Consider the following 24,673-nt stretch of genomic DNA (forward strand, 5'->3'; position numbering starts at 1 on the left):
ACGAGATCGAAAGTTTGAAACATGGCTGGGCCAGCCCGCAGACGCTTTCCGAAGACGGGCTCGAAATTCTCGACGAAATCCAGCGGGTAACCGGTCTGTGCCCCTGCGAGTTGGACTCGATTCTGGATGAACTCGACGGCTGGGAGGATATCACGGACAAGATGATTGCCGACAATCCCCTGGGGCCGCATCGCGATCAGGCGCTTGCAATCGTCAAGGACGCACGCAGGCCCGTGCTGTTTCAAGCCGCCCAGAGGATGAGCGCATATTGTGATACCGAAATGGCCTTCGTGCCCAGCCATGGCCCGGAGGCCGGTTAGTGTCCGGGCACGCGGTGTCAGAACAGGAAGTCATCCGCATCCAGCTGGCGGGGGCGCAGGTCCTCCAGCAGGATCTCTCCTGCGCCGGTATCGATCAGCGTGCCGCCGTCCTGGCGGCTGATTTCCAGCTGCGAGAACCGCTGCGCCGCGGCGCGGCCCAGGCCGGTCAGATCGATCAGATCCGCACCGGGGGTGAAATCCGCAATCCGGTCCCGGCCGTGGCCCCGGGCGAAGACAAACACATCCGCGCCGGACCCGCCCCAGAGCTTGTCGGCGCCCGCCCCGCCTTCCAGCCGGTCGCCGCCGCCATTGCCCCAAAGCCGGTCCTTGCCGCCCTGGCCCTCGATCCGGTCATCCGCTTCACCGCCCCAGAGCCGGTCCTTGCCGTTGCCGCCCTTCAGCTGGTCTTCCCCCGCGCCGCCCCAGAGCCGGTCCTTGCCGCCCTGGCCCCAGAGGAAATCGTCCTCATCCCCGCCCCAGAGCAGGTCGGCCTTGCCGCCGCCCCAGAGCCGGTCCTCCCCCTCGCCGCCCCAGAGCCGGTCCTTGCCGCCGCCGCCCTTGAGCGCGTCATCGCCGCCCAGCCCGTCCAGCCGGTCGCTGCCGCGGCTGCCCGCCAGCTGGTCATTGCCGCCGGTGCCGTAGCGCAGCCCGCCCTCCTGGCCGCCCGCCGGCGCCAGGCCCTGACGGTGCGGGAAGGTGAACCGCAGCGCCGGGCCAAAGACACCTTCCAGGGTGAGCGGCTGGCCGCCGCCGCTCACCAGCTCGATCTGCGTGTCCTGCACCTGCAGCAGCAGGCTGGTGCCGCTTTCGCGCGCCTCCAGCTGCGCCGGGCTGTAGAGGCCCGCAAACAGCGACAAATCGAGGCTGTCTTCGCCCGGGGTGAAATCGCGGATCGTGACCCGGCCCGCCGCGGGGCCGATCACGAAGACATCGCCGCCCGCGCCGCCGGTCAGCCAGCCGCCGCCCGCGCCCGAGGCCAGCACGTCGCTGCCATCGGTGCCGCGCAGCGCCTCCCGCGCGGCGCCGGCCGCGCGGGAGGCGCCCAGGGTCTCCAGATCCAGGCTGAACTGGCTGATGCCGCCCTGGCCCGAGGCCGCAAAGACCTGCAGGGTGCCATCCAGCACCACCGCCTCCAGCGCCGTGACATTGGCGAGCCCCAGACCGGCGGCATTTGCCAGGCTCTCCACATGCACCAGCCGCCCGCCGGGCAGCATCCGCAGCAGGCTGAGCCCGTCGTCGGCACCCGCCGCCAGCACCAGCACCTCGCCGTCCGCCACAACCACCTCCAGCGCCTCTACGCCGCCAAAGCGGGTGGCCAGCGTGTCGCTGAGCTGATCGGCGAAGGTCAGCGCGCCGTTGCCGCCGACCTGCACCAGGGTGAGGCTGCCGTTGCCCGCCGCGCCCAGCAGCGCCCAGGCCTGGCCGTCCGCCTCAAACACCTCCAGCGCGGTGATGCCCGCAACCGCCAGCCCTTCCGCCGCGCCCAGGGCGGCCGCGGGGCTCAGCGCGCCGTTGCGGGCATCGATGCGGAAGCTCACCAGCCCGCCGCTTGCGCTGTCCGCCGCCAGGAGCACCAAACCTTCCGCGGTTTCGGCCACCGCCAGCCGGGTGGCGCCGGGCAGCTGGTAAGGCGCCTCGCCGCCCGCGGCCCCGGTGCGGTCCTCGGCCCGGCCTTCGCCGCCGAGCCGCCAGCCCTGCAGGCGGCCATTGCCCGCGCCGGTGCCGTAGACCGCGCATTTGCCGCCCTCCAGCTGCGCCACGGTGAGGGCGGCAAAGCCGGCCGCATCGGCCCCCGCCAGCGCTTGCCCGCCCTGATCCGCAAGGCCGCCGCCCGGCAGCAGCCGGTGGAAGGCCAGCTCGCCCTGGCTGGTGGCCTCGCGGATCAGCCGCAGCCCGCCGCCGGCCTCGGCCAGCTGGAAGCCGCCGGTCTGCAGGTCCGCGGCCCCGTGCAGGCTGCGGCCCGCCGCCGCGGCCAGGGCGCCGCCGGCGTCGAGCTGCCAGCGGCTGATGCCGCCGTTCATCCCGGTGATGGCATAAAGCGTGGCCGCGCCATCCTGCACCGCGATTTCGATATCGCGCAGATCGGTGCCAAAGATCAGGTCTTCTGCTGCCAGCCGTCCGGTGAATGCCAATGCCATAGCGCGCGCTCCTATGCGATGCGTCCTTGAGCGCAACCTGCGGGCGCAACAGACCGGATTGCGGGCAGCAAACCGGGCAAAACCGGGGCGATTGTTTACAGGTTGAAGACAATTGCGCGCAGGGGCGCAGGAGCGCAGGGACGGGGCGGGAGGCCTGCCCGCCCGCCTTTCTGCCCGCCTGCCCCTGCCTGCCCCCCCGCCTGCCCGCGCGCGCATCCGCCCGCCCGTTGCGCCGCAGCCGGGCGGCGGCTTAGCGCGGAATTGAGGCGCAAGGCGCCAGTCTGGCGCCGCACCCGCCGAACCCGCATTGCCGCGCCACAGGAGCCCCGCCGATGAGCCAGACCTCGCCGATCCTCGCCCTGCCCTATCTGATGCCCTCCCAGGCGCAGAAACACGTGACCCACAACGAAGCCCTGCGGATGCTCGACGCGCTGGTGCAACTGGTTGTCGCGGAGTTCGGCGCGGAGGTGCCGCCGGCGAGCCCCGCCCCGGGCGCGGCCTATGCGCTGGGGGCCGCGCCGCAGGCGGCCTGGGCCGGCCACGCGGAGGAAATCGCGGTCTGGCAGGGCGAGGGCTGGCTGTTCCTCGCCCCCCGCCCGGGCTGGCGCGCCTGGGGTATTGCCGAAGGCGCGCTCAGGGTCTGGGACGGCAGCGCCTGGATCCTGCCCGCGGCCGAGACCCAGAACCTCGCCCGGCTCGGGGTGGGCACCAGCGCCGATGCCGACAACCCGCTGTCGGTGGCAGGGCCTGCAACCCTGCTCAGCCATGGCGGCGGCGGCCATCAGCTCAAGGTGAACAAATCCGCCGCCGCCGAGACCGCGTCGCTGCTGTTCCAGTCGAACTGGAGCGGCCGGGCCGAGATGGGGCTGGCGGGCAATGACGATTTCTCGGTCAAGGTCTCTGCCGACGGCAGCGCCTGGACCGAGGCGCTGAAGGTGGCCGCCGCCAGCGGCTATGTCGGGCTGGGCACCGCCAGCCCGGGCGCGCATCTGGAGATCGCGGGCGGCAGCGGCGACTACCTGCTGGCAGGCGGCACCGCCCCCGCCTTCCGGCTCGGCGCCGATGGCAACGGCGCTTGCGCCGGCGCCTGGACCGGCGGCGGCGCCGATTACGCGGAATGGTTCGAATGGGCCGATGGCAACCCCGGCGCCGAGGACCGCCGCGGCCTCAGCGTGGTGCTGGAAGGCGCCAGGATCCGCCCGGCGCAGCCCGGCGAGACCCCGGCGGGCGTGATCAGCAGCACCCCGGCGGTGATCGGCGACGGCGACATGGGCGCCTGGAAGCACCGCTGGCTGCGCGACGATTACGGCGCGCTGCGGCGCGATGCCGAGGGCCGCCCGCTGGACAACCCCGCCTATGATCCGTCGCGGCCTTATGTGCCCCGCGCCGCCCGCCCCGAATGGGCGCTGGCGGGTCTTCTGGGCAAGCTGCGCCTGCGCCGGGGCCAGCCCGTGGCGCCGGGCTGGATCCGGATGCGGGCGGTCTCCGCGGAAGTGGAGGAATGGCTGGTCCGCTGAGGCGGCAGCCGGCAGGCTTTATCCCTTGGCCCGTTACCCTTTGGCGCCCTGGCCGCGGGCATAGACATCCTCGTAGCGGATGATGTCGTCCTCGCCCAGATAGGCGCCGGTCTGCACCTCGATCAGCACCATCGGCAGCTTGCCGGGGTTCTCCATCCGGTGCACCGCGCCCAGGGGGATGTAGACCGACTGGTTCTCGGTCACCAGCTTCACCGCATCGTCCACGGTGACCTTGGCGGTGCCCTCGACCACGATCCAGTGCTCCGAGCGGTGGTGGTGGCTCTGCAAGGACAGCGCGGCCCCCGGGTGCACGTGGATGCGCTTGACCTGGAAGCGGCCGCCCACGGCCAGGCTCTCGAACCAGCCCCAGGGGCGGTGGTCCTTGGGCAGGGCGGTGGCCTGGCGCGCGCCCTTGGCCTTCAGCGCCGCCACCGCCTGTTTGACGTCCTGGGCGCGGGAGGCATCGGCCACCAGCACCGCATCCGGCATCGCCACGGCAATGATGTTTTCCAGCCCGATGCCGACCAGCGCGAGATTGTCATCCTCCGAGCGCAGCAGGCTGCCGGTGCAATCGATCGCGGTGGCATTGCCGCTCAGCGCCACGCCATCGCCGTCCCGCGCCGCTTCGCGCCAGACCGCATCCCAGCCGCCGAGATCCGACCAGCCGCCGGCAAAGGGCACCACGCTGAGGTTCTCCGCCTTCTCCATCACCGCGTAGTCGATCGAAATGTCAGCCGCCCCCGCCCAGGCCTCGGGGTCGAGCCGCAGGAAGCCGAGATCCGGCAGGCCCTGCTCCACCGCCGCCTGCACCGGCGCCATCAGCTCCGGCGCATGGGCGCGGAAGGCCGCGAGAATGGCCTGCACCGAAAACAGGAAAATGCCGGCGTTCCACAGGTACTGGCCCGACTCCAGCATGGATTCGGCGCTGGCCTGGTCCGGTTTCTCGACAAAGCGGCGCAGCCGCAGCGGCCGGGGCGCGAAATCCTCCGGCGCCTCGGTCAGCTCGAGGTAGCCATAGCCGGTCTCCGGCCGGTCCGGGGCAATGCCGAAGGTGACCAGCCGGCCCTCGCGCGCCGCCGCCGCGCCCGCCTGCACCGCGGCGCGGAAGGCGGCCGCATCGGGCACCACGTGATCCGAGGGCGCCACCAGCATCAGACCATCGGGATCGCTCTGCGCGAGCCGCAGCGCCGCCGCCAGAACCGCGGGCGCGGTGTTGCGCCCCTCCGGCTCGATCAGCACCGCGCCGGGATCGATCCCGGCGCCCGCCAGCTGCTCGGTGACGATGAAGCGGAAATCGGAATTGGTCAGCACCATGGGTGCCGCAAACCCCTCCCCCGACAGCCGCCGGGCCGACGCCTGGAACAGCGTCTCATCTCCGGTGAGCGGCACGAATTGCTTGGGGTAGCTCTTACGCGACAGCGGCCACAGCCGGGTGCCGGAACCGCCGCAGAGAAGAATGGGGGTGATCATAGATAATCAAATCCTTTGGCCGCCATTGCGTTTCCGGCGGTTGTCCCGCGGATGCCGGGACATTGCAACCCCCGTGCAGCCTGCCGCAAAACAGCCTGCCGCAAAATGAGTTGCGCCCGTTCGCGCAGATGGCAATAAGAACGCCAGACTTGGCCGGAGATCGTTTTGCTCGTCATCAACAACAAGATCATCATTGCCCACATGAAGAAATGCGGGGGCACATCCGTCTGCAAGGGCATGATCGAGAACCTGCCGGCACATTCCGTGGAATATTGGGGCTACACCCCTGAGGGTGAAGACAAAAGCGCCCGCTCCCGCCGCCGCGGGGGGGTCTGGAAACACTCACCGGTGGCCGAGATTCTGGACAAGCTGCCCGGGGAGCGAAACAATTTCACTGTGTATCTGATCTCGCTGCGGCCTTGGTGGGACCGGGTGGGGTCCTTCTATTTCCACGCCAAACGCTACAACAAGAGAACCGGCACCAAATATGCCTGGGCCGAGAACATGAGCTTCTCAGACTACATCCGCAGTCCCTACATGGAAGAAGTTGAGCATTTGGACCGTTTCTGCCAGGGCAGAGACGGGGCGGTCCTGCCGGATTATTTCGTGAGCTACGACGGTCTCGCCGGCTGGTACCGGGAACGCATGGCAGAGTTCGGTGTGCGGGATGCGGAACTGCCCGAATACAACAGGGGCCGCGCCAAGTTCGCAGACGGTTACCGCGCGCTCTACACCCCCGGCGACTTCGCCTATCTGGAAGAGAAATTTGCAGGCGAAACCGCACTGGCCGCCCGGCTGGCCCCGTCAGGCTGCGGGCAGCTGGCCCTGTCCGCAGCCTGACGGGACGGTCAGGCCAGCCGCAGGCGCACCTGCAGGCCCATCGCGGAGCATTCCAGCAGATCCCCGGGCGCGGCGGGCACCGCCGGGCTCAGCCCTCCGGTCGCGATCCACTGCCCCGGGGCCAGCGGCATGCCATAGCGCCGGGCCAGGCCCAGGAACTCCTGCGCCGCCCCCAGCGGGCCGGCGATGATGTTTGCGCCGCAGCCTGCCGCCGCCGCGCCGCCGTTGCGGCGGAACTGCGACACGAAGGTGCTGCCGCAGCGCGCCGCGTCAAACGCCTGCACCGCCCCGACCCAAAGCGCGCCCGCCCCGGCCCGGTCGGCCATCTGCCCGGCCAGGGCGGGCTTCAGCGCCTCCGGCAGGACGCTGGCCGGGATCTCGAAGCCCAGCCCCATGCGCCGGAACGGCTGCGCCGCCCCCGGATCGTCCCCCAGCTCCAGCATGAGTTCCGGCTCCGCCAGCGGCGCGTGCAGCCCGGCCAGGCTCAGCGCCTCCGTTTCCACCGCCACTTCCCCCGGCGCCAGCGGCCCGAAGAAGACCTCCGTATTGGCAAAGACCTGCCGCGACCAGGGATTGGCGCCGCCGATCTTCCAGGCCGCCGGCTCAGCCGCCTGGCTCAGTCCCGCCGCATAGGCCTCTGCGGCCGAGGACGGCAAGTCGGCCGCGGTAAGGCGGGCCGCGGCGCCCGAGGCGCGGGCGTGCAGCAGCGCGCTGACCAGGTGATTCATGACAGTCTCCCGTTCCGTTCCGGGCCCGCGCAGGGCCCCGGCGCACCCTAGCTCCTTCTACCGGAAGAGGAAATAGAAAGCCTCCGGCAGTGCCTTGCATCCCTGAATCGCGGACAGTAAGGTCGCAAAAAAATACATCGGGACAGTCGCACCATCGGTTGTTTGGCACATGGACGCACGTGTGCTACATATCGGATGGACAACCTATACGGGAATCTTGCAATGCCGCTACGCACTGCCATTATTGGCTATGGCAAAATGGGCCGAATCCGCCATGAGGCCATGGAACGGCATGGCGGGTTCACCGTTGTGGCGGCCTGCGACACCCAGGTGGATCCGCAGGCCACCATCCCCATGGTGACCGACCCGCAGGCGGTCTACGCCTATGACCCCGATGTCATCGTCTGCTGCGTGCCCAACATGATGATCCCGGATGTGGTCTGCGACGCGCTGGCCCGCGGCAAGCATGTGTTTTCGGAAAAACCGCCCGGGCGCAATTCCCAGGACGTGCGCTGCATGCGCGCGGCGGAGGCGGCCAATCCGGGGCTGGTGCTGAAGTTCGGCTTCAACCACCGCATGCATGACGCCATCGAGGAAGCCAAGAAGCTGATCGATGCGGGCACGATGGGCGATCTCTATTTCATGCGCGGCGTCTACGGCAAGGCCGGCGGGCCGAACTATGCCCAGAACTGGCGCAACGACCCCGCCCAGTCCGGCGGCGGCATCCTGATCGACCAGGGCATTCACATGCTGGACCTGTTCCAGATGTTTGCCGGCCGGTTCACCGAAGTGCAGTCCTTCGTGCAGCGCAATTTCTGGACCGAGGTGCCGGTGGAGGACAATGCCTTTGCGCTGATGAAAAACCCGCAAGGCATCGTCGCCTCGGTGCATTCCTCGGCCACCCAGTGGCAGCACACCTTCCGGCTCGAGCTTTACATGCGCAACGGCTTCCTTTCGGTGGACGGGATCCTGTCGGCCTCGGGCAGCTATGGCACCGAGGTGCTGACGGTGGCGCTGAACCGGCTGGACAAGGACGGCAACCCGATCCCGAACCCGGAATGCCAGGAGATCCGCTTCACCGAGGATCTGTCCTGGGACAAGGAAGCCGCCGAATTCCATGCCGCCATTGCCGCTGGCGTGCCGGTCCGCAGCGGCACCTCCGCGCAGGCGCTGGAGGTCATGGAGCTGGTGGAAGCAATCTATGCCGCCGATCCGGAATGGCAGGCCGGGCTGGAAAGCCGGACCATCAGCGCTGCCGAGTAAGGGCTCCAAGACCAATGCAAACCCCCGTCTTCCTCGACCACCTGCCTGACATTTCCACCGTCACCGGGCGCAAGCCCGAGCTCTACCGGCTGGCCCGCAACCGGGCGCTGGCCGATGTGCAGCTGGATGACAGTATTGCCTGGCACGACCGCAGCAGCTGTGCCGCCTGCGGCGAGGACATCGCAAAAAGCCGGATATTCAGCCGTAATTTCCTGCCCTTCCACCGCTGCCAGGGCTGCAACAGCATCTATTCCGCAAAAGTGCCTGCCCAGCAGGTGCTGGACCGGCTGCGCCAGGAGCTGCCCGCGGTCTTGCCGCAGGACAGCGGGCAGGACCGCGATTTCGAGTTTATCTCGCTGCTGAACTGGATCAGCCTGACAGAAGCCCGGAGCGAAAGCCGGCTGGAAACGGTTCTCGATTACCGCTTCTGCTCTCAGGCGCCCGGCTTCGAAAACGCCGCCAGCCGCCTCAGCCACAAACGCAGCTGGCACTTCCTGCCGCTGGAAACCGGTGCCGGAGACGGTTACGGGCAGCTGCGGCAGGTTCTGCGCGAACACGCGCCCAAGGCAGTGCTGGTGCAGGCGGAAATGGACCGGGTGGCGGACCCCGCTCAGCTGCTGCGCACCATTCGCGACAACGCCGCCAAAGGCACCATTGTCTTCGTCGGCACCTCCTGCGCCGACGGGCTGGAGTATGAAATCCTGGGCGCGGATTCCCCCAGCTTCATCCCGCTGGACCGGCTCAACCTGTTTTCCGTCAAGGGCTTCGAGACGCTGGCCCGGGACACCGGCTTCACCATCCTCGAGGCTTCCACCCCCGGCCGCCGCGATGCGGTGCTGCTGGAACAGCATTTCAACAGCGCGCAGAACGACCACATCCCCTTCTGGTCGAGCTTCTTCCGGGAGGCCGGCAAGGACCGGCTGCGCGATCTGCAAATCCTGCTTCAGCGCAGCCTGAAATCCGGCGTGATGCGCTTTGCCCTCCAAACCTAACAGGACTTCCCGCACAATGACTGCCCTTTTCCCGACGGCCCCCTTCGACAGCTGCGCCGGTTTTGCCTCCGAATATTTCGCCACCCTGGCTGCCGCGGTGCAGGCCAGCGACCTGAGCGTGCTGGACAAGATCGCCGCCCTGGTCAAAGAAACCATCAGCAATGGCAACTTCATCTACATCTGCGGCAACGGCGGCTCCGCCGGTATCGCCAACCATTCGCTGTGCGACTTTTTGAAATGCGTGCGCACCGACACCGAGCTGATGCCCCGGGTGATGTCGCTGGCCGCCCATACCGAGATGAATTCGGCGCTGGCCAATGACATCTCCTATGACGAGGTCTTTGCCTACCAGCTGCAATCGATGGGCCGCCCCGGCGACCTGGTCTGGACCGTCAGCTCCTCCGGCGATTCCGAAAACGTGGTGCGCGCCCTGCAGGTGGCCCGCGAAAAGGGCATGGCCTCGATTTCCTTCACCGGTTTCTCCGGCGGCCGCTCGCGCGAGCTGGCGGATCTGAACGCCCATGTGAACGCGCAGAACTACGGCGTGGTGGAAGACATCCACATGGCGTTCATCCACATCCTGACCCAGTACCTGCGCATGACCAACATGGACGCAAACCTGATCGCAGAGCGGAAATTCTGACGCATGGGCACGGACCTGCCCGCGGGGCTGCACGACGCTCTCTGCAGCCTCCTGCCGCTCCTGGTGCAGGAGATCTTTGCCCAGGAGGCCGTCACCCGGGACAAGGGCAGCGACGGGCTGGACCTGGTCACCTCGATCGATCTGGCCATGCAGGCCCGGCTCGAGCAGGAGCTGGCGGCGCTGCTGCCCGGCTCCGCGGTGGCGGGCGAGGAAGGCTTTGCCGCCATCACCGGTGATGGCCCCTGCTGGCTGGTGGATCCGCTCGACGGCACGGTGAACTTTGTCGCCGGCCTGCCCGCCTACGGCGTGGCGGTGGTGCTGCTGGCGGCCGGGGAACCGGTCCTGGCCGCCGTCTATGACGTGCCGCAGAAGGATCTTTACTCCGCCGTGGCCGGGCACGGCGCCTTCCTGAACGGGGCACCGCTGCAACCGCGCGCCCACAAGGCCCGGCTGGCGGTGGTGTCCTCCGGCCTGCTGAAGGATCTGGCCGCCCGCGCCCCCGGCGCCCTCGGGGAGCTGCTCGGCGCCTTCAAGCTGCGCAACTTCGGCAGCCAGGCGCTGCATCTTTGCTATGCGGCCGCCGGCCGGGTCAGCCTGGTGGCCAGCCGCGAGGCCAAGGGCTGGGACGACATGGCCGGCGCGCTCATCGCCCGCGAGGCCGGGCTTGCCTATGGCAGCTACCGCCCGGCCGTCCCGGAGCGCCCCGGCCCGGCCATTGATGCGGATCAGCACAGCCTCTGCGCCGCCCCCGGCCTGTTTGACAGCTTCGCCCCCCTCTTTGCCCGCGCGGCCGCCGCCCCCGGCGCCCCAGACTAAGGACAGCCCCATGAAAACCGTCGCCATGATCCCCGCCCGCATGGGCAGCCAGCGCCTGAAGAAGAAGAACCTCGCGCCGCTGGCGGGCCAGCCGCTGATCACCCATGCGGTCGAAAAATGCCGGGCCGCAGGCCTGTTCGACGAGATCTACATCAACTCGGAAAACGCCGAATTCGGCCAGTTCGCGGAACAGTACGGCATCAAGTTCTACCAGCGCCCCGAAGAGCTGGGCAATTCCGTCGCCACCTCCGAGCAGTTTGTCTACGACTTCCTGAAGAACGTGGACTGCGACCTGCTGATCCAGGTGCATTCGATCGCGCCGCTGCTGAGCGCCGCGGAGGTGCAGTCCTTTGCCGAGGCCTTCATCGCCTCCGACGCCGACGTGATGCTCTCCTGCATCGAGGACCAGATCGAGGTGGCCTATCAGGACGCGCCGGTCAATTTCACCTTTGCCGAAAAAACCAACTCGCAGGAGCTCAAGCCGACCCAGCGGGTGACCTGGTCGATCACCGGCTGGCGCGCAAAACCCTACATCGGCGCGGTCGAGGCGGGCGGCATCGGCACCTACAACGGCAAAATCGCCTTCTACCCGGTTGACCCGATCTCCGGTCATGTGATCAAGACCCAGCAGGATCTCGACATTGCCGAAGCGCTGCTGAGCGTGCTCGGAAAGAAATAAGACAATAAGACAGGCGGGCGGGCCATGCAGGTACTGGTATCCAACATCATGATGCTGAACGAGCGGGAGCGCTTCGACGCGCTGCTGCGCGCGCGCGGCGCAGAGCCCATCTGGCCCGCGGTGGACCAGTTCATGGGCGAGGCGCAATGCCTTGAACTGGCCGGGCAGTTCGACGGCTGGCTGGCCGGCGACGACCAGATCACGGCAGCGGTGCTGGAGGCCTGCCTGCCGCGGCTCAAGGTGATCTCGAAATGGGGCACCGGCATCGACTCGATCGACCTGGCGGCCGCCAGGCGGCTCGGGGTGCCGGTCTGCAATTCGCCCGGGGCCTTCCGCGATGCGGTCAGCGAATATGCCATGGGGCTGCTGCTGGCGGCGACCCGGCGGCTGGCCCGCACCGACCGGCTGGTGCGCCAGGGCGGCTGGCCCAAGGGCCGCTTCCCCGGCCTCACCGGCAAGACCATGGCGGTGGTCGGCTATGGCGCCATCGGCCAGGGCGTGGGCCAGCGCGCCCGCGGCTTCGGCATGCAGGTGATTGCCCATGACCCCTATATGGACAGCGCGCCGGACGGCACCGCCCTGATCTCCTTCGATCAGCTGCTGGCGGAGGCGGATGTGATCTGCCTGTGCTGCAACCAGACCGCGGACAACCACCACCTGCTGAACGGCGCTGCCTTCGAGCGCGCCCGGGACGGGGTGATCGTGGTCAATGTCGCCCGCGGCGGGCTGATCGACGAGGCCGCGCTGGCGGCCGGGCTGCGCTCGGGCAAGATCGGCGCGGCGGCGCTGGATGTCTTCGAGAGCGAACCGCTGCCGCAGGACCATCCCTTGCTGCAATTCGAGAATGTCGCGGTGTCGAGCCACAACGCCAACAGCACCATCGAGGCGATCGAATACGTGCATGCCAATACGCTCGAGAACCTGTTCAAGCATCTGACTGCCTGAGCGGTGCTTCCGATGCATGGCCGCGGCATAAGACACCGTCTGCAGGGGTATATCCCCGGCCCGGGCGCCGATGCCGCCAATGCCTTCGACGTGCAGGCCTGGGCCCGGGCCAGCGCGCTCGGCGCCTTTGGCGTGGAGCTCTGTGTCTTTCAGGGCGCCGTGAGTGTCAGCCTGCGCCAGATCAGGCCGGACGGCAGCCACCACGAATACTGCCGCCTGGCCTGCCCGGAGCCGGGATCGGCCTTCAGCCCGCCGATTGCCACCGCGCAGACAGAGGGCGTGCTGCTGCCGGTCATCGAAAGCGCCTCCCCGGACGCGGTCTTCGATCTCTGCTTCGGCACCAACGAAGCCCCGCCGCTGCCCGCGGCCAGGACCGCCTTCATCCTCGAAGGCACCGGCCCGGAGCTGGCGGCGGCGGCGGCGGCCTTTGGCCGTTTCCAGGAGGAGCACGCGCCGCACGGCGCCGCGGAAGCGGGGCATCTGCTGCTCATGAACAACGGCCCCGCCGCGGCTCCGCAGGCTGCTGAAAACCGGGCCGCCGCAGACGCGGCCGGCGGCCTCACCTGGATCGCCAATGACGCCACCGGCCTGCCCGGCACCAGCCGCGGCCTCTACGAGGCCTGCTACGGCAGCCTGGCGGAAGAGGGCTTCACCCATCTCTGCCTGTTGCGCGAGGGGCAGCCGCCGCATGCCGAGATGTTCGCCCGCGCGGCCGCCTTCATGCGTTTCCTGCGGCCCGGGTTCCTGCTCTGCGCCCCGCCCGCGGCCAGCGGCGCAGAGGCGCCCGGCAGGCCGGCGGGCTGGGTCTGGGACTGGGGCTGCCTGGAGGTGCGCGACGTGCACCGCAACGGGCTGCCCTGCCCGTTCCCGCTTGCGCTGGCGGAACGCGAATACAGCACCCGCCTGCAGCGCGCGGGCCTGACGCCGGCCGCCCCGCTGTCCTTCCTGCCGTCCCCGCCCGCGGCTTCAGCTCCCCCCGGCTATGGCGCAGAGCTGACCCTCCGGGCCCTGCAGGGAGAGCTGACGGATCCGAAGGCCCTGCAAAGCGAATTTTCCGCGTCGGTACGCGGCCGTCTCGATGCCGCAGGCGCAGAAGGCGCCTGGGCGCTGATGGATGAGATGGAGGCCTTCCTGGCCGGGCCGGAAGCAATGGTCCTGCCCGCGCGCCGCCCGGCCCTGCCGCCCCTGCGCGCCCCGTTCCGGTCCTGGCGGCTGCACCGCCGCCTGCGGCGGCAGTCCCAAGCCCTCGCCCGCCTGCCGCAGCTCGCCGAAGACTGCGCCGCCGCCCGGGCGCGCCTGGGCACCATTGCCTATTGGTCGCAGGTGAGCGGCAACCGCCCGCCCGCCGATCCCGCCCTGACCGGTTCCGCCCTGGCCGGCCCCGGCCTGGACGCCGCCGCCCAGCAGCAGGGCCTGGCGGCGCTGCACCTCAAGGCCGACAGCCGCCACCGCAGCCAGCAGGCCGCCTGGGCCGGGCAGTTCGGCGCGCTGGAGCAGCGGCTGCAGCACAACCGCCTGCTCGACACCGCCCGGGCCCATGCCGACCAGGACCGGGCCAGCGGCATCCTGCTGAGCCTGCTGCGCAACCGCCACAAGGGCGCGCGCGCGGTGATCGTCGGCAACGGCCCCAGCCTGCGGGTCTCCGACCTGGAGCGGCTGCAGGACAGCGTGACCTTCGCCTCCAACAAGATCTACCTCGCCTATGAGGACACCGCCTGGCGGCCGGCCTACTACTCGGTCGAGGACCACCTGGTGATCCAGAACAACTGGGAGCGGATCAGCGGGCTGGAGGGCAGCCTGAAGATCTTCCCGGCCAATGTGCGCGACTTCGGCTACCACGCCGCCGACACCGTCTTTGTGCCCTTCCGCCCGCCGCGCTCCTTTGCGGACCCGCTGTCGGACCCGGATTTCCCGGCGTTCAGCGAGGATCTCAGCCACGGCATCTGCTGGGGCTCGACCATCGTCTACAGCCAGATCCAGATGGCGCTGTTCATGGGCTGCGCGGAGATCGTGCTGATCGGGCTCGACCACAGCTACGTGCTGCCCGGCGAGAAACAGGGCAACACCTATCTGCACGCGGGCGAGCAGAACCACTTCCACCCCGGCTACCGGGAGGCCGGCGAGCGCTGGCACCAGCCGAACCTGGAGGTGCTCGAGGTCTCCTATGCCCGCGCCCGCGAGCGCTGCGCCGCACGCGGTGTGCGCATTCTGAACGCCTCGCGCCGGACCCGGCTCGAGGTTTTCGAGCGGGCCGATTTTGACAGCCTGTTCCCGCTGGAAACACCGGAAAAGGAAACCGCATGACCGCCGCCGTCTTTGACAGCCGCAGCTGCACCCTGGGCGAGGGCCCGCTCTGGCACCCGCTGCGGCAGCAATTGTTCTGGTTCGACATCATGAACTGCACGCTGCTGTCGCGCCGCGGGGGGCAGGCGCTGGAGTGGCAATTCGGCCGCCACGTGAGCGCCGCAGGCTGGATCGACGGCACCCGGCTGCTGATCGCCGGCGAAACCGGCCTCAGCCGTTTCGACCTGGAGACCGGCACCGAGGAGATGCTCTGCGAAATCGAGGCGGACACTCCGGCGACCCGCTCCAACGACGGCCGCGCCGACCCCTGGGGCGGTTTCTGGATGGGCACCATGGGCAAGGCGGGCGAGCCGGGCCTGGGCAGGCTGTACCGCTGGGCCCGGGGCGAGCTGCGGGAGCTGGACAGCGGCCTGACCACCCCGAATGCAATCTGTTTCGACCAGGCCCGCGCCTGCGCCTATTACAGCGACACCCGGACCCGGATCATCTGGCGCCAGCCGGTCGACCCGGACACCGGCTGGCCGGCCGGGGACAAGGCGGTCTTTCTCGACCTGCGCGCCACCGCAGAGGACCCCGAACACAAGCCCGATGGCGCCGTCATCGACAGCGAAGGCTGCCTGTGGAGCGCGCAATGGGGCTCGGCCCGGGTGGCGCGCTACAGCCCGGAGGGCCGCTTCCTGAGCGCCGTCGCGCTGCCCACCGGCCATACCTCCTGCCCCGCCTTCGGCGGCCCGGATCTCACCACGCTTTATGTCACCACCGCCCGCCAGAAACTGCCCGCAGAGCGGGCAGACTGGCAGGCAACGGCCGGCCAAACCTTTGCCGCAGAGACTGCGGTCCATGGTCTCCCGGAACCCCGGGTGCTATGGCAGCCCCGGTAACAAGAGACAGGTCCGGCCCGCCCCCGCGGCCTGCAAACCATGAGTGCAGTGTAAACCAATGAATATGCCCGCCCCCCGCCCCGCCGCCGCCGCCTCCCGGTTCAGCCCGGTCCGGGGAGTCTACCCGCTGCAGCGCTATGTGCGGGAATTCGGCGCCAGTGCGGTCAACGCCTTCGATCTGGATGCCTGGCGCCGCGCCACCTGCCTGACCTGGCTTGGCACCCGCCTGGTGGTGCGTTCGGGCCGGGTCCGCGTGGTGCTGCGTCACATCACCGCCGATGGCACCGCCACCGACCTGGCCCGGGCCGAGCAGGACGGCACCGGCACGCAGCTTTTCCCGGATCTGTGCGTGAGCGGCCTTGAAGGCGCCCTCTTACCGGTGGTCGAAGAGGAAAGCCCGGATGCCAATTTCGACATCCTCTTCGCCACCGATGACCAGCCGGCCGCGCCGCAGCTGCGGATCAATTACATCTTCTGCACCTTCAAGCGGGCCGAATATGTGCAGTACAACGCGGGGGTCTTTCGCGACTACCTGCGCCGCCACCGCGATCAGGCCGCCGCGCATTTGACGGTGATCGACAACGGCAGCGATCAGGGCAGCAACGATTGCGGCGTGGAGCCGGATGCCGATGTCACGGTCCTGCCCAACAACAACACCGGCGGCGCCGGCGGGTTCGGGCGCGGCATTTACGAAAGCTGCTACGGGGCGCTGGCGCAACAGGGGTTCACCCATGTCTGCCTGCTGGACGACGACATCTACCTGCACCCGGAGATGTTTGCCCGCAACACCGCCTTCATGCGCTTCCTGAAGCCGGGCTTTCACGTGGGCGCACCGATGTACCCGGCCTCCTCCGAGCAGAGGATCCCGCGCCACAGCGCCTGCTTCGGCCACAAATACCGCCAGTCTGTGCACCCCAGCGACAGCGCCTTGGGCGCCGGGCTGGACACTGCGGACATTCCCGCCTTCCTGGCCATGGACCGCGCGCCCGACAGCACCGGCTGGTGGTGGAGCTGCTTTGCGGTCAGCGACGTGCACCGGATCGGCCTGCCCTACCCGTTCTTCATCAAAATGGACGACGTGGAATACGGGCTGCGGCTGCGCGATGCCGGGGTGGAGCTGGTGATCCCCTTCTCCTTCTGGGTGCTGCACGACGATTTCGAAGAGAAATACTCCGCCGCCATGCAGTATTTCCGCTTCCGCAACCGCTGGGTGCTGCTGGCCCAGCAAGGGCGGCTGGACGATCCGCAGGGCTTTGCCATGGAATACGACCGGCTGGTGCGCGGCTTTGTCTCGGCCCGCAAATACGAGCATGCCCAGCTGCTTCTGGACGCCATGCGGCATTTCCTGAACGGGCCGGAATATCTCATCCGCAACGAAAAGGAGATCCTGGCCGGGGTGTTCCGCACCGTGGCGGATGAGAAGAACGCCCCCATGCCGGCGCCGCCGGAGGGCGCTGCGGCCGTCAACGGGCTGGAACCCCCCGCCTCGGCCCGCACCGCCCGGCTGAACGCCCGGACCTGGAACAACCACTTTTTGCCCCTGAAGGAACAGGTGGCCATCGACACCACCCGCCCCTCGCAGGCAACCGACTGCCGCCGCGGCAAGCAGGTCAGTTACTGGAACCCGGACAAGGGCATCGGCTTTACCGTCACCCGCGACTCCCGCCGGGCCCTGCGGCAGATGCTCACCCTGCGCCGCCTGCGCCAGGCGGCGGCCCGCAAGCTGCCCGCCACGGCCCGGGCCTACCAGGCCGCCAAGCCGCATCTTACCTCCCAGGCGTTCTGGGCCGGTTACGGCAAGTTCGGCACCCGGCCGCCGCTGCAGCCCGGCAGCGCGGAGAGCCTGGCCCTGCAGGACCTGCACCAGCAGGCCGCTCACCTGCAGGCCGGTGCCGCGCAGGCCGCCGCCCGGGCCCGCGCCCCGGTCACCGATGAGGACAACGCCTTCTTCAACGCCCTGCGCAACCGCCACCTGGGGCAGCGCTGCTTTGTGCTGGGCAACGGCCCCAGCCTCACGGTCAGCGACCTGGAGCTGCTGAAGGACGAGATCACCTTTGCCGCCAACAAGATCTACCTCTGTTTCGACGAGACGGAGTGGCGCCCGACCTTCTATTCGGTCGAGGACCTGCTGGTGGCGCAGAACTGCCGGGCCGAGATCCTGGCGGTGGACCGCACCACCAAGATCTTTGCCCATCACATGCTGCCCTACCTGCCGCGGCAGGCCAATCACCACTATGCCCGCTGGCTGCCGCCCGCCGACAACCGCTCGCCGTTCCGGGAATTTTCCGCCGATCTGACCAAAGGCATCTGCTGGGGCTCCACCATCACCTACTCGATGCTGCAGATGGCCGTGCACATGGGCTTCAAGGAGATCTACATTCTCGGCCTGGACCACAGCTATGTTGAGCCCAAGACCCGGGAGGGCGGCGCCCTGGTCTCGGAAGGCGAGGTCAACCACTTCCACCCCGACTACCGCAAACCGGGCGAAAAATGGCACTACCCGGTCCTGGACCGGCTGGAGCATTCCTACCAGTTTGCCAAGGATTACTGCGACAGCATCGGGGTCAGGATCTACAACGCCAGCCGCTTCTCCAAGCTGGAGACCTTCCCGCGGGCGGATCTGGATGCGGTGCTGCAGACCCGGACAGCTGCGGAGGCCGCTGCAAACAGCGCTCCGAAAACCACTAAAAGCTCAGGATAAATCGATGTTTCTCAAGAAAAAAAATGCTGGTGGCATGGTGCAGCCTGAAGCGGGCGCCACGCCCGGACCCATTTCTTATGAACATGTTCTTTCCCTCTCGAAAGAAGAGAGCTCCTCTGCGGCTCAAGAAAACTATTCTGCCGGGCTGAGCACGGAGCTTCGCATTTCAAAAGCCGCCTTTCACGCCGGCACGGGCGTTCTGGAAGTCAACGGCTGGTGCCTGACCCCCGAACCCAGCTTCGATCTTCTTCTGCACGTGAACGGCACGAACATCGCCGCAGAGGTTTCTTCCGGCTCGGAGGAACGGCAGGACGTTTTCAAAAAATACCCGCAATACGGCAATAAGCGCAGCGGCTGGCGGGTCAGGATTCCCGTTGAAAACCTGCCGGAGAATGCCAGCGTCCGGGCCGTCTATGCTTCGGCCGAACGCTCTCACTTCCACGACAAGGCCATCATCCGGGTTCAGCCCGGTGCTGCTCCGCAAAAGGAATCCTTCCGGATCAGGAAATGCACTTACAGCCCCTTGCGCAGCCTCTGCATGATCGACGGCCTGATCACAACAGAACGCGAAGATCTGGCTTTCGGGGTTACGCTGTCAGGGGGGGTTCCCGTCCGGGAACTGCACAGCTGGGTCTCGGTCCCCAATGCAAAGGGCGAAAGAACCGTGAAGCTGAGCTTCGCCGCCGCGGGGATGCGGGACAAAGAAGAAATGACGGTCACGGAAACCGGCAACCCCGCGAACACCGCCACCGCGGCGGTAACTGCCGCCAAGGATTCTCCGAGGCGTGTGACAGCAACAACGCCTTCCGTCCGGCAGAACACGGCCCCTGCAGAGGGCGCCCTCAGCCTGGACGATCTTGTCACCCTCAAGCAGCAACTGGCGGCCCGCTCCAAGCCGTCCAAAGAAGCCGGTGAAATCTGCTATTTCCCGGCCTTTGACGGCACGGCGGCGCTGTCGGACCACTTTCACCGGGCGGGCTGGTACCTGACAGGCAGCGGATCGCCAGTGACGAAGGTCACCTTGGCAGGCCCCGGCGCCAAGGCAGATATCGCCCCGGCTCCGGACTATTTTGCCAGCCGCAGCCTGGATACGGAAACACTGGAGCTGACCGCCCCCGGCGACGCTTACCTGGAGGCGCTGATGCGGGCCCAAACCATATTGGTCTGGCGCCCGCTGCCGCCGGGGCTGCAGCGCTATCTCGCACGCCTGCTGGGCAAGCCCAACATCATCACCGTGGCGACACATGACCCGGCATCGGTGGAATACGGAAATTACTGCCGCAGCCCCTGGATGCTGTTGCCGGAACCGGAAAAGGCCGCGCTCTTGCAGGAAAGCCAGCAGCGGTTCCGCACGGCGCTGCAGGAGCAGCGCGAAGCCGGAAAGACCTGCAGCGCGGTCTTTGGCACCGGCCCCTCGGTCGACCGTGCATTCGAATTCGACTTCAGCAGCTGCATGACCGTCGCCTGCAACTCCATCGTGGCCAATGACGCGCTCCTGGACCACATTCAGCCGGCGTTCATCTGCGCCGGCGATGCCGTCAGCCATTTCGGCGTATCGCAATATGCCGAAACCTTCCGTGCGGATTTGATCAAGGTTCTGCAGGAGCGCGGGATCTATTTCTTTACGTCCGCCGCCATCGGCTTCCTGCTGATCCAAAAGCATCCTGAAATCCGGGACCGGGTGATCCTGTGCGAACAGCGTTTCAGCGGGCTGAACACCGATCTTGAAAACAACTGGGCCCTGCCCCGGTTCGACAGCACCCTGAATATCCACATGCTGCCGGTTGCGGCCACGTTCAGCGATACGGTCTACCTGCTGGGCCTGGATGGCCGGGATCCGAACCCGGACAACAATGAAGACTTCTGGGCCCACTCCAAGGCCGCTCAGTACCACGACCTCGTCAATAGCGGCCATCTGGCGCATCCCACCTTTGCCGTGAACCGGGCGCAGGCAACCGAAGACCGCTACCTGGCGTCAGTCCAGGAAAGCTTCATGGCCGGCGAGGCGGTTGGAAAGTCCTTCTTTGCACTGGCCGGCTCCTTCACCCCTGCCGTGCATGCCCGCCCCGCTGCCCCGCATTGTTTCGAAACCGGCCGGACAGACGGCCTCCGGAAATTGAGACCAGCCGTGCCCGAAGGTTCCGGGACCGCCGGAAAGCGGGCTTTGGTGGTCATGCAGATGAACCGGCGCCATTTCTCCGGCGGCCGCTACCACGGCACGATGCTGGCCGAAGCCATGGCCGGTTTTTGCGGCGAAGTCGTTGTCTGGACCAACAATATGCCGCCTTGGTCCGGGGACCTGTCCAGCAGCCCCGGCCATGCCAGGGTCCAATACTGGATCAATGACTTTCTGCGCGCCCCGGAAGGCCATTTCGACTATGTGGTCATCCTGCCGGACGGGTCGCGCAATCCCGGCATGTATTACCGCGTCTTCGAAAAGGCCCAGTCCTGCAACGCCAAGACCGTGTTCATCAATTTCGAAAGCCCGAACTGGTTCAACGCGCTTTCCCCGGCCCCGAAGAAACTGGCGGATGCCGACAACTGGTTTGCCGCCAGCTGCTTTTCCGACATCGTCCTGTCCTCCGCCGAAACCGCGATCCCCTTTGCGGAAAGCTATTACCAGACCCTGTTCCACGCCCCGGCCTTTGCCGCCGCGCCGCCGGCGATCAACAGCCCGGTCGCCGATCTGGTCAAACAGCAGAATTTCAGCCGCGAAAAGCAAATCGTCCTCATCAGCCGGTTCGGCAATGTGAGCGCGCACAAGAACATCGATGCGGTCTTCGACTGCATCACACCGGAAATGCAGGGCTATACCCTGGCTCTGATCGCAGGGACGTCAGACCTGCCGGATGCGCAAACCCTGGCCGCCTTCCGCGCCCGGCTGGAGGGCGCAGGCCTGTCGCTCAAGCTGCTCTACATGATCTCGGACCGGCAAAAATACGAAGAAATCGCGAAGTCGGAACTGATGATCTTCCCCTCGCTCTTCGAGGGCTTCGGCTACCCGCCCGTCGAAGCCGGCTATATGGGCACCCCCTGCATCGCCTACGACCTTCCGGTTCTGCAGGAATTCAACAGCGATCACGTGCATTTCGTGCCATGGGGCGACACCGCAGCCCTGCGCGCCAAGATTTCCGAACTGCTGCGCCTGCCACACCAGGACCGTATCCGCAGCGCCGCGCCGCGGGTTCTGGAAACCGCCAGCCTGAACAGCTTCAGCCAGAACCTGCAGCACATCCTGGACACAACCCCCGCCGCAAAAGCCGCCGCCGGTTTCAGCCGGGAGAAGTTCGAGCTGGCCCGGAAGGTCTATCTGGACGGCTGCCACGAGCCCGAACTCTCCTACGGGGTCATGAGTGAGGCCGAGCTGCGGGACCTCGCCAGCCGGTATGCCCGCTACAGCCGCACGGCCGCCGAGGCGCTTGAAAAACTGCAGGCCCTTCCGCTCCGGAACAGCACGGGAACGCGGCCATGACGCGCATCTTCTACAGCGATTACGGGGAAGACCCGGTCCGCCTTGCCAAGATTGAGGCCCTGCTCAAAGATCTCAAGGCGGGCGGCGCCGAGGTTTGCCGCACCAGCCGCCGCCCGCTGGATACGGTGGCGCTCAACCTGGTTCTGCCCAACCTGATCGAACGCTCCATGAAAGGCGCCGGTGTCACGCTGCATCCGGGGATCGACCCCAACGAGCGGGTGCTGCGCATCCAAGCCGCCGCCTTTCAATACGACCACCCCAGGAAAAGCGCCCGGGACTGCTATACCTCCATGCTCATGTACCGCCAGTACATTGAGCAGGAGCTTGACCGGTTCCGGCCTGACCTGGTGATCCTGTGGCATCAGTTCAATGCCTATCACTACGCCATCGCCGACTGGTGCAGCCGCAAAGGCGTGCCGGTCCTGTTCGGGGAAAACGGCGTCCTTCCCGGCTCCTGGTGTTTCGAATTCCAGGGCCAGATGGGGGAAAGCTGGATCAGCCGGGCGCCGGAAGCCTTCAAGGCCCTGCCGGCCGGCGCCGCCGAGACGGCCGCTGCCGAAGCCTACCTGCAGCATGCCGTGGCGCACCGGCTGAACCGCAAATCCGGCGGTATCAGCGCCGCCGAAGCGGGCCTGGCCGCGCCCTTGGCAGCCGACCCGCGCCCCAAGATCCTCTATGCCGGGATCAACGACTTCAAAACCGGGCTGCAGCCCTACACCCGCCGCCGCACCCTTCTGCACACCGGTGATTTCATCAGTTCCGAGGCCGGCCTCCAAGCCTTGCTGCCGCTGGCCCGCAAGAACGGCTGGCACATCCTCTACAAGGCGCACCCCTCGCTCAAACATACCGCCAAGGGGCTGGAAGATTACAGCGACTGCCTGACAGAGGTGGACAAGCGCGCCGATCTGGTCAGTCTGCTGCAGCATACCGATGCCCTGGCCACCATCGTCTCGCAAAGCGCCTATATGGCCCTGATGCACGACACCCCCGTGGTGCTGATGGGGCGGATCCAGCTCAGCGGATCGGGCCTGGCTCACGAAGCCCCTTACCGGGCCGGCCTGGAGCAGGCCCTGCGCGCCGCGCTGGCGGACCGGGACAGCGCCGCCCGGCGCCGGCTCCTGCTGGACCATATCGCACGGCTGCTGAAATACTACGTCATCTCTTCCGAATATGATGACAAGGGCCTGTTCAACTACAGCCTGTCCGACTTCAGCCATTCGCTGCTGGCCATGGCGGCGGCGCCGGGCGGCCAATCCGCACAATCTGCCTAATCACCGCATAACAGGAGAACGGCATGGGGCTGTCCGACACCGTTATTTACAAGGACCAAGCGCAAGGTTGCATCGCAGATATCCACTCCAGCGTCACGGCTGATACTTTCGAAGTCGTGTTCAACGCCCGGAACTGCCATTTGGAAATCGCGGAGAATTGCCATTTCAAGGCCCTGCGGCTTTACTTCCTGTCCGACAACACCCGGGTGCGGATCGGCACGGGCACGTTGTGCCGCTCTTCGTTCTGGGCCAACCTGTCCGGCGCCGGGCGCACAATCACAGTGGGAGACCATTGCCTCATTGCCAGCGTCAAGATGCGCACCAGCGATTCCCACCATATCATTGACCTGGAAAGCGGAAAAATGGTGAACCCGGCAGGGGACATCTCCATCGGCGACCATGTCTGGATCGCCGAAGACGTGCTGGTGCTCAAGGGCAGCAGCATCGGCACAGGCGCCGCCATTGGCGCCCGCGCGATGGTCAGCGGGAACATCCCCGGGCAGTGCCTGGCAGCAGGCACCCCGGCAAAGGTTCTGCGCAAGGGCATTACCTGGCGCTACAGCGCCGGCCGTGCCAGCCCGCTGGTTCCGGACCCAGATCCAGTCCCCGATTCAGCCCCCGATTCAGCCCCGCCCGCGGAACTGGCTTCAGCGGCAGCGCCTTGCGGACCCGAGACCGGCTTAGAAGAGACCGCTCTGCCGGCACCGGCAGCGGACTTCTGGCAAAAACTGCGCAAACACCTCGCCCCCGCGGCGGTGCGCGAGGGAGACCGCCTGGCCGCTCAGCCCTGGCGCGGAAAACCGGAGCCCGCGGCCCGGCAGAAGACCCGGTTCCTCAACATGCTGCTCAAGGGGGAAAGCGAGATTTCCCTCAAGGGCGGCCCGTTCCGCTTCCGCAAAACCTACGATCTGGCGGTGCAGCTCGAAGAGATCATATGCAACGTGCAGTACAACTTCGACGCCGCCAGCGAAAAACCCTTCATCATCGATGCCGGCGGCTGCTACGGGCTGGCCTCCTATTTGCTGAACCGGCGCCACCCCGGTGCCGAAATCCTCGCCTTCGAACCCAACCCGGCAAATGCCGCCGTGTTCCGGGAGAACATCGCGCGGACCGGCATGGCCAATGTCACTCTTGAAGAGGCGGCCGCAGGCACCAGTACCGGAACCACCGCCTTCTATGCCAATGCCGATATGCCGATGGGCTCCAGCACGTCGTCCCGGCTGTCGGACCTGGGCCATGAGACCGAGCAGCTGACCGTGCGGCAGGTGGATCTTCCCGGCCTCATCGCCGGGCGCCAGGTCGATTTCCTGAAGCTCGACGTGGAAGGCGCCGAATACGGCATCATCGAAGCGCTTGACGGGCGCATGGACGGCATCCGCAACATGTTCATCGAGCTGCATTTCGGCACCGGCCTGCCGAAATCCAACCTGGCCCGCCTGCTGGGCGTTCTGGACCGCAACGGGTTTGACCATATGATCACCCGGGCAGGCAACGCCTCTCCGCCGCACCCGCTTAATGCCCCGGAACAGGTCTGGGGCGGGTCGCTGAACCTCTGGGCCCGGCGGCCGTAGATCCCCCGAATGCCCGAGCAGCCCGGCGCCGAAAGAACGCTTGCGCAGACTGCGCGCTTGGCCCAACTTCGGCGGCAAACCCCATCGCTTCGGCAGGCAAGCTAAATCAGCAGGAACTTATC

The 24,673-nt window shown here is 67.3% G+C and carries 18 protein-coding genes; 15 read left to right on the top strand and 3 right to left on the bottom strand.

The genetic code is table 11. The features are described 5' to 3' along the window. The coding region (locus tag ACOHX0_RS19030; RefSeq protein WP_420678753.1) for a hypothetical protein at positions 1-320 on the top strand (320 nt) is incomplete at its 5' end. Positions 321-337: 17 nt separating this feature from the next. On the opposite strand, the gene ACOHX0_RS19035 is transcribed toward ACOHX0_RS19030, so the two are convergent. Further along, the gene (locus ACOHX0_RS19035) at positions 338-2,458 is read right to left on the bottom strand and encodes a calcium-binding protein (RefSeq protein ID WP_420678754.1); all 2,121 of its coding nucleotides are present in this window, start codon (positions 2,456-2,458) and stop codon (positions 338-340) included. 332 nt (positions 2,459-2,790) lie between these two features. Between ACOHX0_RS19035 and ACOHX0_RS19040 the strand changes: the two genes are divergently transcribed. Beyond that, the gene (locus tag ACOHX0_RS19040; RefSeq protein ID WP_420678755.1) at positions 2,791-3,975 is read left to right on the top strand and encodes a DUF2793 domain-containing protein; all 1,185 of its coding nucleotides are present in this window, start codon (positions 2,791-2,793) and stop codon (positions 3,973-3,975) included. Positions 3,976-4,008: 33 nt separating this feature from the next. Here ACOHX0_RS19040 and ACOHX0_RS19045 read toward each other — a convergent pair whose 3' ends face one another. Continuing rightward, positions 4,009-5,445, bottom strand: coding sequence for a mannose-1-phosphate guanylyltransferase/mannose-6-phosphate isomerase (locus ACOHX0_RS19045; RefSeq protein ID WP_420678756.1), 1,437 nt, complete (start codon positions 5,443-5,445; stop codon positions 4,009-4,011). Between the two features lie 165 nt (positions 5,446-5,610). On the opposite strand from ACOHX0_RS19045, the gene ACOHX0_RS19050 reads away from it, so the two are divergent. Further along, the gene (locus ACOHX0_RS19050) at positions 5,611-6,285 is read left to right on the top strand and encodes a hypothetical protein (RefSeq protein ID WP_420678757.1); all 675 of its coding nucleotides are present in this window, start codon (positions 5,611-5,613) and stop codon (positions 6,283-6,285) included. A gap of 8 nt (positions 6,286-6,293) precedes the next feature. On the opposite strand, the gene ACOHX0_RS19055 is transcribed toward ACOHX0_RS19050, so the two are convergent. Continuing rightward, a complete protein-coding gene (locus ACOHX0_RS19055) occupies positions 6,294-7,013 on the bottom strand; it encodes a hypothetical protein (RefSeq protein ID WP_420678758.1) in 720 nt (239 codons plus the stop codon). A gap of 222 nt (positions 7,014-7,235) precedes the next feature. On the opposite strand from ACOHX0_RS19055, the gene ACOHX0_RS19060 reads away from it, so the two are divergent. Genes ACOHX0_RS19060 through ACOHX0_RS19115 form a run of 12 tightly spaced genes read left to right on the top strand, consistent with a single transcriptional unit; the run spans position 7,236 to position 24,551 of the window. Further along, positions 7,236-8,276: a Gfo/Idh/MocA family protein gene (locus ACOHX0_RS19060; protein ID WP_420678759.1), complete on the top strand. Its 1,041-nt coding sequence runs from the start codon at positions 7,236-7,238 to the stop codon at positions 8,274-8,276. 14 nt (positions 8,277-8,290) lie between these two features. Next, positions 8,291-9,268, top strand: coding sequence for a class I SAM-dependent methyltransferase (locus ACOHX0_RS19065; RefSeq protein WP_420678760.1), 978 nt, complete (start codon positions 8,291-8,293; stop codon positions 9,266-9,268). A 16-nt stretch (positions 9,269-9,284) separates the two neighbouring features. Beyond that, complete coding sequence (locus ACOHX0_RS19070; RefSeq protein ID WP_420678761.1) at positions 9,285-9,911, top strand: SIS domain-containing protein; 627 nt, start codon at positions 9,285-9,287, stop codon at positions 9,909-9,911. A 3-nt stretch (positions 9,912-9,914) separates the two neighbouring features. After that, complete coding sequence (locus tag ACOHX0_RS19075) at positions 9,915-10,727, top strand: inositol monophosphatase family protein (RefSeq protein WP_420678763.1); 813 nt, start codon at positions 9,915-9,917, stop codon at positions 10,725-10,727. Between the two features lie 10 nt (positions 10,728-10,737). Beyond that, on the top strand, positions 10,738-11,406 hold the full coding sequence (locus ACOHX0_RS19080) for an acylneuraminate cytidylyltransferase family protein (protein ID WP_420678764.1): 669 nt from the start codon (positions 10,738-10,740) through the stop codon (positions 11,404-11,406). Positions 11,407-11,430: 24 nt separating this feature from the next. After that, entirely contained in the window at positions 11,431-12,351 is a 921-nt protein-coding gene (locus tag ACOHX0_RS19085; RefSeq protein WP_420678765.1) for a phosphoglycerate dehydrogenase, read from the top strand. Positions 12,352-12,363: 12 nt separating this feature from the next. Beyond that, a complete protein-coding gene (locus ACOHX0_RS19090; RefSeq protein WP_420678766.1) occupies positions 12,364-14,655 on the top strand; it encodes a motility associated factor glycosyltransferase family protein in 2,292 nt (763 codons plus the stop codon). After that, positions 14,652-15,536, top strand: a complete 885-nt coding sequence (locus ACOHX0_RS19095; RefSeq protein ID WP_420678767.1) for an SMP-30/gluconolactonase/LRE family protein — start codon at positions 14,652-14,654, stop codon at positions 15,534-15,536. The genes ACOHX0_RS19090 and ACOHX0_RS19095 overlap by 4 nt, the downstream gene beginning before the upstream one ends. Positions 15,537-15,594: 58 nt before the next feature. Then, positions 15,595-18,237, top strand: coding sequence for a glycosyltransferase (locus ACOHX0_RS19100; protein ID WP_420678768.1), 2,643 nt, complete (start codon positions 15,595-15,597; stop codon positions 18,235-18,237). A gap of 4 nt (positions 18,238-18,241) precedes the next feature. After that, positions 18,242-21,709: a glycosyltransferase gene (locus ACOHX0_RS19105; protein ID WP_420678769.1), complete on the top strand. Its 3,468-nt coding sequence runs from the start codon at positions 18,242-18,244 to the stop codon at positions 21,707-21,709. Further along, positions 21,706-22,980, top strand: a complete 1,275-nt coding sequence (locus ACOHX0_RS19110; protein WP_420678770.1) for a capsular polysaccharide export protein, LipB/KpsS family — start codon at positions 21,706-21,708, stop codon at positions 22,978-22,980. Before ACOHX0_RS19105 ends, ACOHX0_RS19110 begins: the two co-directional genes overlap by 4 nt. 23 nt (positions 22,981-23,003) lie before the next feature. Further along, the gene (locus ACOHX0_RS19115) at positions 23,004-24,551 is read left to right on the top strand and encodes an FkbM family methyltransferase (protein WP_420678771.1); all 1,548 of its coding nucleotides are present in this window, start codon (positions 23,004-23,006) and stop codon (positions 24,549-24,551) included. Positions 24,552-24,673: the final 122 nt, after the last annotated feature.

The organism is Cribrihabitans pelagius, from assembly GCF_048820915.1.
In the GTDB taxonomy this organism is placed as follows: domain Bacteria; phylum Pseudomonadota; class Alphaproteobacteria; order Rhodobacterales; family Rhodobacteraceae; genus Cribrihabitans_A; species Cribrihabitans_A pelagius.